The 17,270-nt window shown below is 55.6% G+C and carries 17 protein-coding genes; 7 read left to right on the top strand and 10 right to left on the bottom strand.

Annotated elements, in window-relative coordinates; translation table 11 throughout:
- Nucleotides 1-14 precede the first annotated feature (14 nt).
- Nucleotides 15-1,286, bottom strand: a complete 1,272-nt coding sequence (gene rho / locus ACR3E2_RS12870; RefSeq protein WP_480482536.1) for a transcription termination factor Rho — start codon at nt 1,284-1,286, stop codon at nt 15-17.
- Between the two features lie 122 nt (nt 1,287-1,408).
- Nucleotides 1,409-1,858: a CopD family protein gene (locus ACR3E2_RS12865; protein ID WP_480482538.1), complete on the bottom strand. Its 450-nt coding sequence runs from the start codon at nt 1,856-1,858 to the stop codon at nt 1,409-1,411.
- 404 nt (nt 1,859-2,262) lie between these two features.
- On the opposite strand from ACR3E2_RS12865, the gene ACR3E2_RS12860 reads away from it, so the two are divergent.
- From ACR3E2_RS12860 to dnaQ, 4 genes are read left to right on the top strand one after another with little or no spacing between them, the layout of a single operon-like run.
- Nucleotides 2,263-2,862, top strand: coding sequence for a Maf family protein (locus tag ACR3E2_RS12860; RefSeq protein ID WP_480482540.1), 600 nt, complete (start codon nt 2,263-2,265; stop codon nt 2,860-2,862).
- The gene (locus tag ACR3E2_RS12855; RefSeq protein WP_480482542.1) at nt 2,859-3,692 is read left to right on the top strand and encodes a shikimate dehydrogenase; all 834 of its coding nucleotides are present in this window, start codon (nt 2,859-2,861) and stop codon (nt 3,690-3,692) included. Before ACR3E2_RS12860 ends, ACR3E2_RS12855 begins: the two co-directional genes overlap by 4 nt.
- Entirely contained in the window at nt 3,689-4,282 is a 594-nt protein-coding gene (gene coaE / locus ACR3E2_RS12850) for a dephospho-CoA kinase (protein WP_480482544.1), read from the top strand. The genes ACR3E2_RS12855 and coaE overlap by 4 nt, the downstream gene beginning before the upstream one ends.
- Complete coding sequence (gene dnaQ, locus ACR3E2_RS12845; RefSeq protein ID WP_480482546.1) at nt 4,275-4,997, top strand: DNA polymerase III subunit epsilon; 723 nt, start codon at nt 4,275-4,277, stop codon at nt 4,995-4,997. The genes coaE and dnaQ overlap by 8 nt, the downstream gene beginning before the upstream one ends.
- Before the next feature lie 24 nt (nt 4,998-5,021).
- Here the strand turns inward: dnaQ and secB are convergent, their stop codons facing one another.
- Both secB and ACR3E2_RS12835 read right to left on the bottom strand, forming a co-directional pair.
- Complete coding sequence (gene secB, locus ACR3E2_RS12840; RefSeq protein ID WP_209506872.1) at nt 5,022-5,522, bottom strand: protein-export chaperone SecB; 501 nt, start codon at nt 5,520-5,522, stop codon at nt 5,022-5,024.
- A gap of 54 nt (nt 5,523-5,576) precedes the next feature.
- Nucleotides 5,577-6,077, bottom strand: coding sequence for an FxsA family protein (locus tag ACR3E2_RS12835; RefSeq protein WP_480482548.1), 501 nt, complete (start codon nt 6,075-6,077; stop codon nt 5,577-5,579).
- Between the two features lie 108 nt (nt 6,078-6,185).
- Here ACR3E2_RS12835 and ACR3E2_RS12830 point away from each other — a divergent pair, with 108 nt between their 5' ends.
- Genes ACR3E2_RS12830 through ACR3E2_RS12820 form a run of 3 tightly spaced genes read left to right on the top strand, consistent with a single transcriptional unit; the run spans nt 6,186 to nt 8,472 of the window.
- Nucleotides 6,186-6,848, top strand: a complete 663-nt coding sequence (locus ACR3E2_RS12830; protein WP_480482550.1) for a Tim44/TimA family putative adaptor protein — start codon at nt 6,186-6,188, stop codon at nt 6,846-6,848.
- Nucleotides 6,845-7,885 (top strand): murein transglycosylase A, encoded by a 1,041-nt coding sequence (gene mltA, locus ACR3E2_RS12825; RefSeq protein WP_480482552.1) that lies wholly within the window; start codon nt 6,845-6,847, stop codon nt 7,883-7,885. The genes ACR3E2_RS12830 and mltA overlap by 4 nt, the downstream gene beginning before the upstream one ends.
- Nucleotides 7,885-8,472: a Smr/MutS family protein gene (locus tag ACR3E2_RS12820; protein WP_480482554.1), complete on the top strand. Its 588-nt coding sequence runs from the start codon at nt 7,885-7,887 to the stop codon at nt 8,470-8,472. Before mltA ends, ACR3E2_RS12820 begins: the two co-directional genes overlap by 1 nt.
- Here the strand turns inward: ACR3E2_RS12820 and ACR3E2_RS12815 are convergent.
- The 6 genes from ACR3E2_RS12815 to ACR3E2_RS12790 form a co-directional block, all read right to left on the bottom strand.
- A complete protein-coding gene (locus tag ACR3E2_RS12815; RefSeq protein ID WP_480482556.1) occupies nt 8,469-9,689 on the bottom strand; it encodes an MFS transporter in 1,221 nt (406 codons plus the stop codon). The two genes, ACR3E2_RS12820 and ACR3E2_RS12815, sit on opposite strands and share 4 nt — an antisense overlap.
- Complete coding sequence (locus tag ACR3E2_RS12810) at nt 9,686-10,786, bottom strand: alpha/beta hydrolase (RefSeq protein WP_480482558.1); 1,101 nt, start codon at nt 10,784-10,786, stop codon at nt 9,686-9,688. Before ACR3E2_RS12810 ends, ACR3E2_RS12815 begins: the two co-directional genes overlap by 4 nt.
- A gap of 154 nt (nt 10,787-10,940) precedes the next feature.
- Complete coding sequence (locus tag ACR3E2_RS12805) at nt 10,941-12,635, bottom strand: Na/Pi cotransporter family protein (protein WP_480482560.1); 1,695 nt, start codon at nt 12,633-12,635, stop codon at nt 10,941-10,943.
- 4 nt (nt 12,636-12,639) lie between these two features.
- The gene (locus ACR3E2_RS12800) at nt 12,640-13,437 is read right to left on the bottom strand and encodes an inositol monophosphatase family protein (RefSeq protein WP_480482562.1); all 798 of its coding nucleotides are present in this window, start codon (nt 13,435-13,437) and stop codon (nt 12,640-12,642) included.
- Nucleotides 13,438-13,977: 540 nt separating this feature from the next.
- Nucleotides 13,978-14,976 carry a hypothetical protein gene (locus tag ACR3E2_RS12795; protein WP_480482564.1) on the bottom strand — a complete coding sequence of 333 codons (999 nt, stop codon included), beginning with the start codon at nt 14,974-14,976 and terminating at the stop codon, nt 13,978-13,980.
- Nucleotides 14,977-15,010: 34 nt separating this feature from the next.
- Nucleotides 15,011-17,026 carry an FkbM family methyltransferase gene (locus tag ACR3E2_RS12790; RefSeq protein WP_480482566.1) on the bottom strand — a complete coding sequence of 672 codons (2,016 nt, stop codon included), beginning with the start codon at nt 17,024-17,026 and terminating at the stop codon, nt 15,011-15,013.
- Nucleotides 17,027-17,270 lie beyond the last annotated feature (244 nt).

Genomic DNA, 17,270 nt, shown 5'->3' with positions numbered 1-17,270 from the left:
GTCTAAGACCTGTGTCAGGTGTTCATCGAATCGAAGAACTCACCGTTTGTCTTCGTCTGTTTCAACTTCGACAACAAGAACTCGATTGCGTCGGTGGTGCCCATCGGATTGAGGATACGGCGCAGAACAAAGGTTTTGGCCAGATCGCCCTTTTCGACCAGCAGGTCCTCTTTCCGAGTACCGGATTTGAGGATGTCGATCGCCGGGAACACGCGTTTGTCTGCAATCTTCCGGTCCAGAACGATTTCCGAGTTACCAGTACCTTTGAATTCTTCAAAGATCACCTCGTCCATCCGGCTGCCGGTATCGATCAGCGCGGTGGCGATAATGGTCAGCGATCCACCCTCTTCAATATTCCGGGCCGCACCGAAGAAACGCTTGGGCCGCTGCAACGCATTCGCATCCACACCACCGGTCAGAACCTTGCCCGAGGATGGTACAACGGTGTTAAAAGCCCTACCAAGTCTTGTGATTGAGTCGAGTAGAATAACAACATCTCGTTTATGTTCGACCAGGCGCTTGGCCTTTTCAATGACCATCTCCGACACGGCCACGTGACGCGTTGCGGGCTCATCGAAGGTTGACGACACAACCTCACCCTTAACCGAGCGCTGCATGTCGGTCACTTCTTCCGGGCGTTCGTCGATCAGCAGGACGATCAGATAACACTCCGGATGGTTCTGTTCGATCGAATGCGCGATGTTCTGCAGGATCACGGTTTTACCGGTCCGCGGCGGTGCCACGATCAGCGAACGCTGACCTTTACCGATCGGCGCAACCAGATCGATCACGCGCGCCGACTTATCTTTTATGGTGGGATCTTCGATTTCCATCTTCAGACGCTCATCCGGGTACAGAGGCGTCAGGTTGTCGAACAGGATCTTGTGCTTGGCCTTTTCGGGATCTTCAAAGTTGATCATGGTGACTTTGGTTAGCGCGAAATAACGCTCATTCTCATCCGGCGCCTTGATCTCGCCCTCGACCGTGTCCCCGGTCCGCAGCGAGTGCAGACGGATCATATCGGGCGAGACATAGATATCGTCAGGACCCGGCAGATAGTTCGCCTCGGGTGAGCGCAGAAAGCCGAACCCGTCCTGTAGCACTTCCAGTACGCCATCACCGCCGACGGTCCAGCCATCATCGGCACGTTCGCGCAGAATCTGGAACATCATTTCGCCCTTGCGCATGGTCGAGGCGTTTTCGATCTCCAGTTCTTCGGCCATGGCCAGAAGGTCTTTGGGGCTTTTGGCTTTCAGGTCGGCCAGATTCAGGGATTCATTGGACATGATATATACCTTCACCGCTAAGAACGCGGCTTGAAGTGGAATTTCAGTACGGAAAATACGCCGCCCGGACGGGCGTGTTGTGATCTACATAAGCGCAGCGCCGTTCGGAGTCAAACAGGCGTTCAGAACTTCAGAATGACCGCCAGAACGATGGCAATCATCAGAATGGTAGGAACCTCGTTCATCATGCGATACTGCCGCCCAGTGAGCTTATTCTGGCCAGCCAGGAAATCCTTCCTTCGGGCCATAAGCCAATGGTGGAACCAGGTCATCGCGATCACGCCCGCACCTTTGACCCAGGGCCATGCAAAATCCCATCCGACGATCCCCGGTGTGAACACCATGATCAGCCCGCATACCCAGGTTACAACCATCGCGGGGCGCATGATCACCCGCAGCAGCTTGTCTTCCATTTCAAAGAAGATGTCTTGCGCGCCCTCTACGGTCTGCGCTTTTTCGACGTGATAAACAAACAGTCTGGGTAAGTAGAACAAGCCGGCCATCCATGAGATCACGGCCATGATATGTAATGACTTCACCCACGGGTAAATCGTGAAAAGAAGGTCTGTCATGCCGGCTCCGAACGTTGTTCGGAACTCTCCCTAATAAAAAAAAAAGAAAAGAAAAAGGATGATGGTTTTGTAGGGTGCCAAAAATCCGTGGATTACTTTCTTACCCTAGCGTTTTCCCCAAGGGGACAGAATATCTGAGATCGCCAGTGATTCTGTTGATATAAATAAATTGTTATCTAAATCAATAAGTTAATATTGAATCATCGTATCTGATCTGTGGATAACCCGATGGGTATCGCTGGATAGATCTGTTATCCCAAGAGTTGGAGTTATCCTTGTCCCGACAGGATGAGATTTGAGCGACTCGGGGATCTTTGCCGCAAAATTCCCGGGGTTGCGTGTCAACCGGAAAACCATACAAAACACCCCAGAACTCTCATCGATTTGCACACGGGGTTTTCCACATGTCTGTCCCCATTCTTCTGGCTTCGGGATCTGTTATTCGCGCGCAACTGCTAAGGAACGCAGGTGTGCCGTTTGCGGTTCAAACGGCGCGCGTGGATGAAGAGACGGTCAAACGGGCGTTGCTGGCAGAGGATGCCGCACCACGCGATATTGCGGATACGCTGGCTGAGATCAAAGCGCGTAAGGTCAGTGACAAAAACCCCGGCGCCATGGTGATCGGTTGCGATCAGGTGCTGGATTTCGAAGGGCAGCTGCTTTCAAAGCCCGAAACCCCGGAACAGGCGTTGGCCCAACTGAAAGATATGCGCGGCAAGCGACACATGCTTTTGTCCGCTGCTGTGATCTATCAGGATGGTGAGCCGATCTGGCGGCAAGTGGGGCAGGTGCGTTTGCGGATGCGGGCCAGTTCCGATGCCTATCTGAAAGACTATGTTGCGCGGAACTGGGACAGCATTCGCCATGCCGTCGGAGCCTACAAGCTGGAAGAAGAAGGCGTCCGCCTGTTCGCCACCATTGACGGCGACTATTTTAACGTTTTGGGTATACCTCTGTTAGAGCTTCTCAACTTTCTGGCTGTCAAAGGGGTGATCGAGCAATGACAGACAACCGGGTTCCTTTAGCCGGAGTGATCGGGCACCCCATCGGGCATTCGCGTTCACCCAAGCTGCACGGGCATTGGTTAAAGACCTATGGGCTTGTCGGGCATTATATCCCGATGGACGTCGCCTCTGCTGATCTGAAGACTGTGCTGCGAACCCTGCCCAAAGCGGGCTTTGTCGGGGCCAACGTGACCGTTCCGCACAAAGAAGCTGCGTTGAAGATCGCAGATCACGTTTCCGACCGTGCAACAGTGATTGGTGCCGCAAATACGCTGGTGTTCCGAACTGATGGTTCGATCCACGCAGATAACACCGACGGGTACGGGTTTATGGAAAACCTGCGCAATGGCGCACCTGACTGGAATGCGAAAGATGGCCCGGCGGTTGTGTTTGGTGCCGGGGGCGCTGCCCGTGCCGTTTTGCAGGCTTTGTCTGATGCCGGGGTGCCGGAAATCCTGCTGACCAACCGGACGCGCGCCCGCGCGGATCATCTGAAGGAAGAGTTCGGCCAACGCATTCGCGTGGTCGATTGGGTTCAGGCGGGAAATGTCATTGAAAACGCCGAACTGGTGGTCAATACGACTTCACTGGGGATGCAGGGCCAGCCAGAGCTGCGCGTGCCGTTGGACGGGTTGCAGCCCGGTGCCGTGGTAACGGACCTGGTCTATACCCCGTTGAAAACCCGCCTGCTGCAAACTGCCGAGGAGGCCGGATGCACCACAGTCGATGGTCTTGGGATGTTGCTGCATCAGGCCGTTCCCGGATTTGAACGCTGGTTTGGTGTCCGCCCCGAAGTAGACGCGGATACGCGCGCGGCGGCCTTGGCATGAGTATTGCGCTTGGCCTGACAGGCTCAATCGGCATGGGGAAAAGCACCACAGCGCAGATGTTCGTTGAAGAAGGGTGCGCATTGTGGGATGCGGATGCGGCGGTGCATCGGCTGTATGCCATTGGTGGAGCAGCGGTTGAACCAATGCGGGCAGCCTTTCCCGATGCGATACGTGATGGGGTGGTCAGCCGAGACGCGTTGAAACGAATTATCGCTGGTGACCCGGCCACGTTGAAAGCGATTGAGGCGATTGTGCATCCACTTGTCGCTGCTGATCGTGCGGAATTTCGCGAAAGCGCTACAAGCGACATCCTGGTGTTCGATATTCCGCTTTTGTTTGAAACGGGCGCTGATGCAGCAATGGACGCAGTGGCCTGCGTTTCGGTCCCGGCCGAAGACCAAAAGCGGCGCGTAATGGAACGCGGAACAATGACCGAGGCGCAGTTCGAGCAGATCCGCGCCAAGCAGATGCCGAACGACGAAAAATGCGCACGGTCGGATTTTGTGATCGTGACCGATACTCTGGACCACGCCCGCGCGCAGGTGCAGGATGTGGTCAGGCAGATACGGGCGGGGATGGCACATGCGTGAGATTGTACTGGATACCGAAACCACCGGGTTTGACCCCGAAAGCGGGGATCGGATCGTGGAGATCGGTGCCGTTGAGCTGTGGAATCACGTTGCCACCGGTGAAACCTATCACGTCTATATCAACCCCGAACGCTCGATGCCGGAAGAGGCGTTTGGCGTTCATGGTATTGGTCCCGATCTGCTGGAAACCCCGCGCCCGCCAGAAAAGGGCGAAGTGACGCTGAAAGACAAGCCGGTCTTTGCAAAGGTTGGCCACGGGTTTCGCGAATTCGTTGGCGATGCGCGGTTGGTGATCCACAACGCCTCATTCGACATGAAGTTCCTGAACGCCGAGCTGAAATGGATGGGTGCCCCGCTTATCCCGATGGAGCAGGCGTTGGATACACTGGCAATTGCCCGCAAACGGTTCCCCGGCTCTCCGGCGTCACTGGATGCGCTGTGCCGTCGCTTTAATATCGACAACTCGAACCGTGTGCTGCACGGCGCGTTGCTCGACTCGGAAATTCTGGCCGAGGTTTACCTGGAATTGATCGGTGGACGGCAGCCGGATTTTGGTCTGTCGACATCCGCATCTTCTGTGGACGGTGGCAGCGATGATTGGCGAGCTGCACCGCGCAGCACACCATTGCCATCCCGGATCACCGAGGATGAGCGCGCGGCACATGAAGCTTTCGTGGAAAAACTGGGCGAGAACGCCTTGTGGACCCGCGCCTGATCCGGACAGGCGCGGGTTAAAACCTTACGCGTCGGCTTTTTGGGCCTGTTCGGCCTGACGGCGCATCAATTCATTGCGATAGAGCGCAACGAAATCGATATTGTCCAGGTTGACCGGCGGGAAGCCGCCATCGCGGGTGATGTCGCTGACGATGCGGCGCAGGAACGGGAACAACATGCGCGGGCATTCGATCATCAGGAACGGGTGCAGCTGATCTTCTGGCACACCTTCCACATGGAACATGCCGCAATAGTCCAGTTCGCACAGGAACAGAATGTCATCCATGCCTTTGGCTTTGGATGTCAGGTTCAACTTGATCGAAACTTCGAACTGATGGTCCGCCGCGCGTTTTTTGGCGTCCAGATTCACCTGAACGGCGATTTCGGGTTGTACGTCTCCGGAAACGCCCTTTTGCGCCATCACGTTTTCAAAGGACATATCGCGGATGAACTGCCCCAGAACACGCATCTGAACCTGCGGGGCGGCTTGGGCCGCAGTGTTTTCTGCAGCGTTTTCTTCGGCCATGGATCTACTCCAAAAGTGAAATTCGCCACTGCTTAGCAAGTTGGGCGCGGCACCTCAATGCTGGTGGGGGCCTTCCACCCATTTCGAAGGCTTCGAGGAGTCTTTTTTTGGCCGAACTTCGGTGAATTCCCCATCGATGATATCGCCCTGATCGAACGGGTTCCCCCGGGTTTGATGTCCGGGGCCCGGCCCCATCTGGAACTGGGTCACGGTAACCTTGGATTTCAGATAGCGGAACACGGCGATGCGGACACCGGGAACTAACAACGCAAAACCAACGGCATCAGTGAAAAAGCCCGGTGTCAGCAACAAAGCACCCGACAACAGGATCATTGCCCCATGGGCCAGCGGTTCGGTCGGATCGTCCAATTCGGCAAAGGAATGTTGCAGCTGTCCAAGCGCCATGCGACCTTGTGTCCGTACCAAAACCGTGCCCAGAACCGCGGTCAGCACTACGATGGCAAGTGTCGGCCACAACCCAATCAAACCACCAACCTGAATAAACAGCGCGATTTCGATTATGGGCACCAACAAAAATGCCAAGAACAGATACATTTGCGTTATCCTTTCCCTTAGGCCGGGCTGTGGACTTGCCACTCACTGTCACCTACATAGTGGCATGAGGCCGTGTATACAAAGTCGCGGCGTTGAAAAGAGAATGAAATGAGCGACAACCCTATGATCCAGCTCCTGGTCCTGGCCGGAATTGCCATTTTCCTGATCCTGCGCCTCAAAAGCGTATTGGGCACGCGTGAAGGCTTTGAAAAACCGCCTGTGCAGCAACAGCCCGAAGCCCATAAATCGCGCCGCGGTTTCGAGGTGATCGATGGCGGCCCGGATCATGACATTACTGACCATGTCGCCGAAGACAGCGAACAGGCGCAAACACTGGCTGCGATGAAACGGGTCGAGCCCGGTTTTTCGGTCAGTGAGTTCGTTCAGGGTGCGCGCGGTGCGTATGAGATGATCGTGATGGGGTTTGAAAGGGGTAATCTGGATGAAATCCAGCCTTTCCTTTCGGAAGAGGTGTTCGAGACTTTCGTTTCGGTCGTGGCAGCGCGCGAAGATCAGGGCCTGACCATCGAGGCTGAATTCATCGGCGTACGGGAAACCACCCTGACGGATGTGAAATTCGACAAGGATACGAACCAGGCCGAAATCACGATGAAGTTCGTGGGGGAGCTGACCTCGGTCGTGCGCGATCGCGGAGGCGATATTGTCGAAGGCAACCCGAATACTGTGAAGCGCCAGAAGGACAGCTGGACCTTTGCCCGCGTCATGGGCAAGGACGATCCAAACTGGCTGCTTGTCGCCACGGACGCATGATTGCAACGCTTCGGTCGCTTTTACTGGTGGGTGCAATGACCATCGCCAGCGCTGCCGAAGCCGAGGCAACGCGATCCATACTGTCGTTTGACGATCTGCAGGGCTGGGCCGAGGACGACCACGGCGCGGCCCTTTCCGTATTTCTGAACACGTGCGGTGATCTGGATGATCCGGATTGGCACGCCTTGTGTGGTGTGGCCAGAACATATGAACCGGATGCCGCCCGCGCCTTTTTCGAGTTATTCTTCCGCCCTGTTCTGGTCCAGGATGACAAAGAGGGCCTGTTTACCGGCTATTTTGAACCCGAGCTTGACGGCGCGCGCACCCGGACAGACCGTTTCAAATACCCGATCTACAAGATGCCGCCCGAAGCCCGTGCCGAAGGACCATGGCTGAGCCGTCGTGACATCCTCACCGGTGATGTGATGCAGGGCCGCGGGCTAGAGATCGCCTGGGTCGACGACCCTGTCGAGCTGTTCTTTCTGCAAATTCAGGGCTCGGGGCGCATTCGATTGTCGGATGGTGGTGCGCTGCGGGTTGGATATGGTGGTGCGAATGGTCACCCCTATCGGTCGATTGGTGTTGAGCTGGTGCGACGTGGGGTTCTGGGTGCGCATGAGGTCAGCGCCCAGATGATCCGTGCCTGGGTGCGCAAGAACCCCGAGGCTGGTGCCGAGCTGCTGTTTCACAACCCGTCATACGTTTTCTTTCGCGAAGTCTCACGCGTTGCCCCCGAATTTGGACCTTTGGGGGCAATGAACCGGTCGATCACGACAATGCGCTCGATTGCGGCAGACCCCGCCTATACGCCGTTGGGCGCACCTGTTTGGGTGGAAAAGGACGGTGAAAACCCGTTGCGACGGCTTATGATCGCGCAGGACACGGGCGCGGCCATCAAAGGCGCGCAGCGCGCCGACATCTTTTTCGGAACCGGTGAAGAGGCCGGGCAGGCTGCGGGCAGGCTGAAAGATCCGGGTCGGATGGTTCTGTTGCTGCCTATTCAGCGCGCCTATGCCCTGTTGCCGGATGAATTCTGATGACACGGCGCAAACTGACAACCGACGAGATCGAGCTATGGCGCAAGGTCACCAAACAGGCCGAGCGACTGCATCCGGACAGTCCGCAGAGTGTCCATCCGACCACCCTGCCGAAGCCCAGACCCAGAAAAACACCAAAACCCCGGTTTGAGGTGTTTGAGCTTGGTCAGAACCTTCAGCCGAAACCTAATCCAAACGATCTGAAGCCATCGGTGACGGATGCGCTGCGTGCCGCGCCTGTTCAGATGGATATCAAGGCTTTTGGCCGGATGAAGCGTGGTAAGCTAAAGCCCGAAGGCAAGCTGGATCTTCACGGTATGCGGGTTGATACGGCCCATCCTGCGTTGATCCGTTTTATCCTGAGCGCACAGGCACAAGGTAAGCGACTGGTTCTGGTGGTAACCGGCAAAGGCAAGGACCGCGACGAACCCGGCCCGATCCCCACCCCGCGCGGCGTTCTGCGCAATCAGGTGCCGCACTGGCTGTCCATACCGCCGTTGGCGCAGGCGGTGATGCAGATCACACCCGCGCATATCAGCCATGGCGGCGACGGCGCCTATTACGTCTATCTCAGGCGAGTGCGCTAAAGATCCCGCCGGGAGCGGGAAATGCCGGTTTGGACCTGAACGCATACCAGCACGAAGAATACGCCAATCCAGATGAACTGCGTATTCAGCGAAATGCCAAGGTCAATCAGGACGCCAGTCAGGCCGGGACCTATGGCTGATCCAAGAACCATGACAGCCGCGGCCATCGCCTTGATCGCACCGATATGTCGGGTTCCGTAGAATTCGGCCCAGAATGCGCTGGGCAATGTGCTGTTTGCCCCAACGGTCAAAGCCAGGAAGACCAGCCCTAGGGTTGCGCCGCTGATCGAGTTTGTCATGCCCAGAATGACGAACCCAAGTGCGATCGGAAGCTGGTAGTAGGGCATGATCCGGGCGGTTCCCCATTTATCCAGCGCCCAGCCAGATGCAAACATGGACAGCAGGGATATTCCGGTAAAGATCGGAAATAGCGCCACCAGCTGGATATGCTGCCACCCCTTCACATCAGCCAGATAAACCTGATGAAAGAAAAACGCGGTGATAAATGCGGATGGCCCAAGCACTGATGGCACCATGAACCAGAACAGGGGATGGAACAGAGCGTCCCGGCGGGTCCAGTGTTTTCCCTGCATTCCCGATGCTGAAAACGCGTTGGCGAGGCTTTGTGGAGTTCTCTCTTCTCGCAGCAGCCGCATCAGGATCGGAATACCCAACGCCGTGATGCCCGCCGCGGCAATCCACAGCCAACGCCAATCCAGATAAACCATGGCGCCAACAAAGATCAGCGGCAGCAACGCCTCGCCAAGCGCATAGCCGGTGGACGCTATGGAAAGCGCTTTGCCCCGCGTAACCGTGAACCAGCGGGCCATTGCGACCACGGCAAGATGCGTGCTCATCCCCTGCCCAAATAACCGCAACAAAAAAATCACCAACGGCAACAGCAGCAGCCAAGTGTTCAGCGCCATTGCAATCGCGGCCAACGCCAGTCCCGCCAGCACAACCGGGCCCAAAACCCGTACGCGGAAGATATCCGTCAACCCTCCGGCCCAGATCATCACGACGGCGGACAGGGTCGTGCCTAACGTGTACAGCCCACCCCATGCGCCGTGGCTGAGGCCAAATTCCGAGCGGATTTCACCAGCAAAGACCGAGATGAAAAAGGTCTGCCCGAAACTGGACAGAAATGTCAGCAGAACGCCGGCCCCAAGCCAGGTCGCGTTGTCCGCAAGAAACCGGTGCAGGGAAACCCGCGTCACGGATTACTTACCTGGGCCTGGCCGGTTTCAGTCAGCACGATTTCTGTGGCGCCAGCAGGATTGCGCTGGCTTGGCGGCACGAGAATGTCGATCCCGCGCCGGTCATCGCGCCCAAATGTTTCGCTGACCCGGCGCACAGAGCGGAGGATAGTCAATAAGGCCGGAGAAGTAGCAGCCACAAAGTGGGAGGATTCCGCATCGCTGTTGAAGGCAGTCGTATCCAGGATTTCAATCGGATAATCGGACAGCTTCTCGGCCGATCCGATATTGCCAAGCCTTTCACCATCGGCGGTTCCCCTCAACCGGCCGGAGACGTTCAGGACCTTGTCTTTCTTGGACACCATCAGGACAAAAGGATCAGGAGGATTTTTGATACTGTTCATCTGCGACCGAAAAACATCCACATCCAGATCGGGCGATATCAGAATAAGGCCTTCCAGATTTCGCTTTGCCCAGCCCGGCTGTTTCAGTTCGGTTTGCCGTATCATCTCCATTGCCAGCGCGCCGCCCATTGAATGCGCCACAAGGGCTACTCGCTTGACCCCCATGGACTTGAGTAGACGAATGGTTTCTTCCAGCCCATCACGGGCAAACAACATACTGTCCAGATCATAGGCATAACCATAGCCTGTCGCGCGGCTGGGCCATGAATAGACAAGGATTTGACCGGGAATGCCGATATCATGCGACAGCTGAGCGGCCCGGAACAATGTCTCTGTCTGAGTGGAGTTATAGCCGTGCACAAAAATCGTAACTTCCTCGGCCCCACTCAGCCTGTCTTTCAGCTGTTGCGGCCCGCTTAGCTGATCTACCTCTGCCAGCACGAACTGTTTTCTCGGGTCAGGGTTTGCGTATGAAAATTTAAGGCTTCCCGGTGAACGCCCCGGTGGTATCGACACGGTGGTTTCCAGAAATTGCAGGCGTTCTGCGCGGCGGAATCCATACGTGCCATCGGGCTCGCGCGCACGCGTCGTGGCCGCAAAAACCGTTTCGGGAGTTCCGATTTCCAATGCAGATGGAAGCGTTTCGGATACAGTCCGGTCAACACATGCCGCCAGCACGACCGGACACAGAATGAAGATTAAAAAACGCAGCACGGACAGCCCCCGGAACCAATTGCCGACACGCTATCTTATTCTAATCCCGCGTCCAGCACGGCGACGCGAAAAAGCGGCAGAAACTGGCCCGAGCGGTTACAATCTGTAACAGACCGTATTCGTACGGAACCGATCTCTGCCGGTGCTGTTGGACCTAGACCTCCGTATCCTCGTCCTGTTCCTTGTGCGGCATTTCTTCGATCAGGCGGGTTTCCAGCAATTGCCCGTTCCGATACAGGATCGGATAGGCCACCGCAGCGATGTGGCTGTTGAATTCACGGAACGCGCGCAGGGTTTCCAGGTGTATATCGCTGGTCTCAAAGCTTTCCGTACTGCCGTGCTGCAGGCGTTTGAGGTGGCGTTTGCGGCTGTCGCGCTCGGCCCGTTTGATTTCGGTTTTCTCAAGGCTCAGCAGACGGGCGCTTTCCAGATCGTCCGAGATCAGAACGTTTGAGGCCAGTTTGAGGTTGGCCAGGATGCCTTCGTGCATCTCAACCAGTTCCGACCAGCCCTCTTTTGAAAATGAAGCGCCCTTTTTCCGCATGTCGCCCGCCAGAACAGTCAACCGCTTGGCAACAACGTCGCCCGCAGTTTCCAGGCGGATTGCGTATTCCATCAGGTCGCGCGCCACTTTTGCGTTCTGCTTTCCGAATGTCTCCTCGGGAATGGCAGCCACGAATTTTCGAATACCCGACAGGCAGTTGTTCACATCTTCGTCCATGTCCCTTACGGCGCGTATCTGGTCCTTGTCGCCGCTGCGGTACAATTCCAGTGACGGGCGGAACATCGACTCGACCAGATCGCTCATCCGCAGCAGTTCACGCTTGAGGCTGGACAGCGCCTGAGACGGGCTGCCGGCGGTGCGCACATCCAGCGCGCTGGCCGGGCGACCTGCCTGGGCCAGCGCATTCGCAGATTTCGGGTCCGGAAAAAACTGCTCGAACGGCGCGCGCAATCGCCCGCAGAACGGCAGTGCCAGCAACAGCAACGAAGCATTGAACGCCAGATGCGCATTGACCAGCATCTGACCGCCCTGCAAATCCCCCAGAACACCGGCACGCAGTGCCGCAGTCGCTGCGAAAAGGGTGACAATCGCCCAGCTGCCGCGCAAGACCAGGTTGGCAAAGGGTATGCGCCTGGCAGGCATTTCCATCCCCCTGCTCAGCCAAACAGGTATGAAAGCTGAACCGAAATTGGCCCCCAATACCAGCGACAGCCCGGCAGCAAATGGGATTGCGCCGATCTGGACCAGCGTCACACACATCAGGATCGCCGCGACCGAGGAATGCATAACAAAGGCCAGCGCGCCGCCGACCAGAAACGCTGTAATATAGTCGCGCGCCAGATACTCGGCGACGGCAGGTAGAAAGGCACTGTCCCGGATCGGGTCCATGGCTTCGCGCAAAAAGCGCAATGAGATCAGGATGAACGCAATCCCCATCAGGATGCGCCCCAATTGCCGGGGCTTCTTGGCCTCGGTCTTGACAAACAGATACCCACCAACCGCCAGAAGCAACGGTATCAGCCAACCCAGCTGGAACGACAAAACCTGAATGATCAGCGCCGAACCGAGATCAGCGCCCAGCACGATTGCAAGGCCGGTGGGAAAGGTCAGGAACCCCCCAGCAGCAAAACCCGATGTCAAAAGGGCAACCGCTGCCGAGCTTTGCAGAACCACCGCCATTACAATGCCGACCATTGAAGCCTGTGCATAATGGCTTTGGCCCGTCATGAGGCGCTGGAACGAAGCCCCATAGCTGCGCTCGATCCCTGTGCGGACCATCCGCACTGCGTAAAGCAGCAGCATCGTGGCTCCGGCCAGGCTGATGAGAAAGCTTACTATCGCCATGATCCTACCCGTTCACCAAGTCCAGCATTTCCCCGTGCAGCTCGGGTGTTGCCGCGGAAATCACCCGGCCGTCGGAGTTCAGGTCAAGCGGCCGACCCTGCCAATCTGTCATCACCCCACCCGCAGCTTCTACCACGGCCATCACTGGCAGGTAGTCATAGGGCTGAAGGTCATAGTCGATCACAGCATCCACATGGCCCGCCGCCAGCAGGGCATGGGGGTAGCAATCATAGGCGAACCGTCTGGTCTGTCCAGACTGCATCAGCCTGTCGAATAACGCCGGATGATCGCGATAGATCTTGTCCCCTTCGTTTACAAAAAGAATGGACTGATCCAGCCGCGTTTGGGCCGAAGTCGTGATCTCACGGCCATTCAACGTGGCGCCCCGGCCAACAACGCCGGTGAAAATTTCATTTATCGCCGGCATTCCGATCACGCCGATATCCGGTTTACCGTCAACCAGATGCCCCAACAGAAATCCAAACAGCGGATGCCCGGACAGGAATGACCGGGTTCCATCGATCGGGTCGATGATCCAAACCTCGCGACAATCCTGACCCTCGAACCCATGTTCTTCGCCAAAGACGCCGTGATCGGGAAAATGCTGTCCAAGATAGGCGCGAACCTGCGCTTCAACACCCTTGTCGGCCTGTGTCACCGGGCTTTCATCCGATTTGAACTCAACCCCCAGCGCGCCACGAAAATACCCCCGCGCTGCTTCGCTGGCCAAGTCGGCTATCTTTACCGCATGAGACAGCAGGTCGGTGCTTTCATCGGTCTGTGACGTCTTTGGATTCAGCATTTGTTTCTATCCTGTTTAACGATGATTGCGATCCCGGAGCGGTTACAAATCAGGAACGACCATTTGGCGGTCTCGCCTCGATCTCATCTCAACACATCCCACAATAATCCTACAAATCAACAAATACTCAAACAAAAAAACCCAAATATCCACGCTTTCACAAAAGTATGTGGATTTTGAAACATGATTCGATTCTCAGAACATGCAGGCAAAGGCTGGCTACACGCAAACAGGCGCACCCAAAGGCCAGAGGGCTGCGACGAAAACAAGAGTGAGCTCCTGTGGACGTCCCGGCCCCTACACACTTGAAGACAAGGATTTAACTTATCCAGTAAACAAGTTTCCGGGCATCGTGCCGCCTTTAGCAGCATTTCGGAGCTGAGCAAAACCGCGACCGCCGAAAGCCGTGATTCCGAAGACCGACTCCAGACAGTTAAATACACTGAAATCTACCTAATGAATTGTCATGGAATACACTTCTAGGTAACGCGATCCAGCTATCTGAATTAAGGTCAGCAGTTCCAGGGTTGGCTAAGGTCTCTACATTTCGCTTATCCAGTGATCACTGTAAAGCGGGCCCAGGTCTCGGAGGGTCAGCGTCTTGCCCGACGACAGATCGATAACAGGCTTATCCAAAATAAGTTCTGCACGATCGAGCCCGCGAAAAAAGGACATTGCCATATTCTCATCCCGCGAGTCCCGGTGCCGGGATGGCCATGCGCGAAATGTATCAAGTTTTGATGTGATATGTGAGGCGAGGTCATCACGTACAAAAAATGCGTTCACGCCGGCCGAGTTTGTTCCGACAAATTGATACCCTTTCGCAGCGGCCAGCATTTTGAACGCACCCAGAGATGCACCATAATACTGGCCTGAATAATGTGCCGAGAAACGTTCGAAGCCCGGATCGTAAGGGACAGTCAGATTATGCAAATCACCAAAGATCGCGTTGTATTCAACAATCAGTATCGCCGGAGATACGGAGCTAATCGCATCCAGCACCCAATAGTCGTTGCCGTCAATATCGACACTAAGAATGCCAATTTCGCCCGACAGATCGTGCTCGATCAGCAGAGTGTCGATATTTTCCGCAGTAATAAAGGCTTCAACGGGCGTTATGTCATTGAAGACGTGGATTGGATCTGCCCGAACATACGCAATATTCGCGGCTGACCCATCCATGATCAGACCGCGCCACCCCCTGTGGCGCACCAAAAAGCGCGTATTCGCTTCGGTATAGTTTTCAACTCCAAACTCAACAAAGACGCGTGGTATGCTTGGCAGTTGCGAGACCAACCATTCGATAATGCCATCTTCCCCGAATTGAGAATGGATGCGGAATTCTGCGTCGGCGATACATTCAAGCCTTTCCATCGCCTGAACCTGCCGGGCAGCAACCTGCCCAGTGGCCAGCAGTAACCGTTCCTGGCGCTCCGCAATTTCAGCGAGATGAGCTGCAGTCATCTGCGGGGCCGGCGCAGACAAAGGCAGCGTTTCGGAAGAATGCAAGAAGCGCGATAAGACCCGACGCAGTTTCACGATAGGTTTCCGTAGTTGAATTGTAACAATGGTATCAAGAGCCTGTAAGATTTGGCATCAGCAAAAGATCAGTATGCGGAGAACCGGCCTTGGACTCGCCTTGCCGCAATGCCTCGTACATCTGATCAAGCGCATCAAGAGATAGCTGGTTTAGGCTATTCGGGTTAGATGTGCCAAGATCAATGACCCGGATATCGTCGCGTGATGCGATTGCGTCGCGTAACATTTTGTAACCCCCGGAACGCTCAAGACCATAGGGCCAAAACTCAAGCACAACCGGGCAACGCATTGTGGCCATTCTTTTTGCACAGGCCAGCACGTGACCTTCATGCCCTTGCGTATCGATCCAAATCAAATCGGGCCCGTCTTCAGGCAGCAGGCCATCCTCGACTAAACTGTCAAAGGTCCGAACCGGCACATCCTGAAGGATCCAATCGCCCTCATCATGTAGATTATTCGCGATGTCGCCTGAGACGCGAAGGCGATGGTCTCCGAAATTGGAAGGCGAGAGCTCCATCTGCATCGTGCCGTTTCTGTCCGATACTGCCATTTGGTGGCAGGACACCTTGTGATCTACCTCATGCAGGAATGTGTTAGCGCGCAAAAGTCGAAAGTTTTGCGGGTCTGGTTCAAAAGCGATAACGCGGTCAAAACCACGCCGTGCCGCATGGATCGAATGGGAGCCGATATTCGCTCCGATATCCACGAAACATGACGTCGCGATTTCATGCCCATTTTGGGCAAGAATCTGCATTACATCATCAATGGCGTGCTCCTGGAACTGGCCAGTCTGACGAAGAGACCCGCCAATCACGGAATCATTTCGGTGCGTTATCCAGTGCCCTCCTTCGGCACCGCGCGACATGACGAGTTCCGAGTTTTGCACGAAGGGTTCGGGTGAAGCCCATTTTGTTGTCGAGATTTCAGCCTCCCCTGAAAGGAAAGTTGCCCCGTTGCCATCGTCTTCTGAGGATTTAGGTGCTGCGTTCAAGCGTTGGCTCGTCGGCCAGTGTAGCGCCAGATATTCCGGGCTTGCCATCCATTGCTGGAATTGGCGCCGAGGAGATCCGTCGTGATTCAATACCCACCTACGAAATATCCCGCGCGGCTTACCGCTCGCGTGGAAGAGCAGCCTCCGCAATGTCCGGACTGGACGCCCGTTCGTTGTGCGGAACAGCATTTTTTCAAGCGCTCCACGCTTGGGTTGAACTTGGGTCATTGTGTGCGCTCTTTGCAGTTGCATGATATCATCGCGAAGGCTCGACACTTCCGTGGCGAGAGGTGGAACGTTGCCCAGCGCCCGGTGAATCTCTGATAATGCTCTGTCAAACCGGTAGACACCTTGGATCAGGTCCATCCCAATTCGAAGCGAAAACGCCTCATCCAGAGCACCGATCTCTGGTCCATCAACCTGTGCTACCACTGCATAATCAAGCGAAACATCTGTGAAAAGACTGATCAAATGAGCAGCTGTTTCCTCTCTTGGCTCACTGCCCTGCAAACGAAGAATCACGTTGCGCTCGAACCCGACATGCTCGGTGAGAAAACTGGTTAACCCCGGAGGCAGCGGTCGCAAGTGCGTAGGGTCAAGATGAAAATTGACCAAGCTAACAAGTGGATTTTCCGGATTGGGTGTTTCCAAAATCAAAAGCCCACCAGGGCGCAAAACACGGTGCGCCTCTGTTACCAGTTCGCGAATATCGTCAAAAGGCAGATGCTCGATCAAATGAAATGCGGACACTAGGGCAAGCGCGTTGTCTGGCAGCGCTTTCAACGCCGGCAGAGCCTCCATCTGTTCAACCGCCAGACCTTTTTGGTGAGCGATATCAAGCATCCCTTTGTCGATATCGACGCCACGTGCACTCAGGCCAGCCTCTTCCAGAATTTCCAGCCATTCACCTCGACCGCATCCCAGATCAAGCGCCTGTGCGTCCCCTTTCTGAGCGGCAAGTGGCGACAGGAAGGGTTGGTATACTCGCAAACGCTCTCGAATAAGAGAAGGATCGCCACGAAATCGTGCCTCGAAATCGCGATAGAAGGTGTCAGTCATACTCCGTACTTTCACATTTGCATGGTTTTGTCCGAGATGATCGCGCTTTTCTCGGATATTTACCTGATTGTTAGTACAAGTCAGGACAGAGGTCATCCCGTTTCTGGCTCGGAAATCACGCGTTCCTTCGCGTTACGTATTAGGTCAGAGGATCTGCAAGCTTAGGTGTGATCGGCGAAGGATCAAAACACCCTTAATCTGATATCACTCTGACCCCAAGCCGTTCTGGATAAGAAAGTAGACG

This window comes from Ruegeria sp. AL7 (assembly GCF_056536105.1).
The sequence above is the reverse complement of the archived record's forward strand: the minus strand, read 5'-3'. Positions and strand labels throughout refer to the sequence as shown.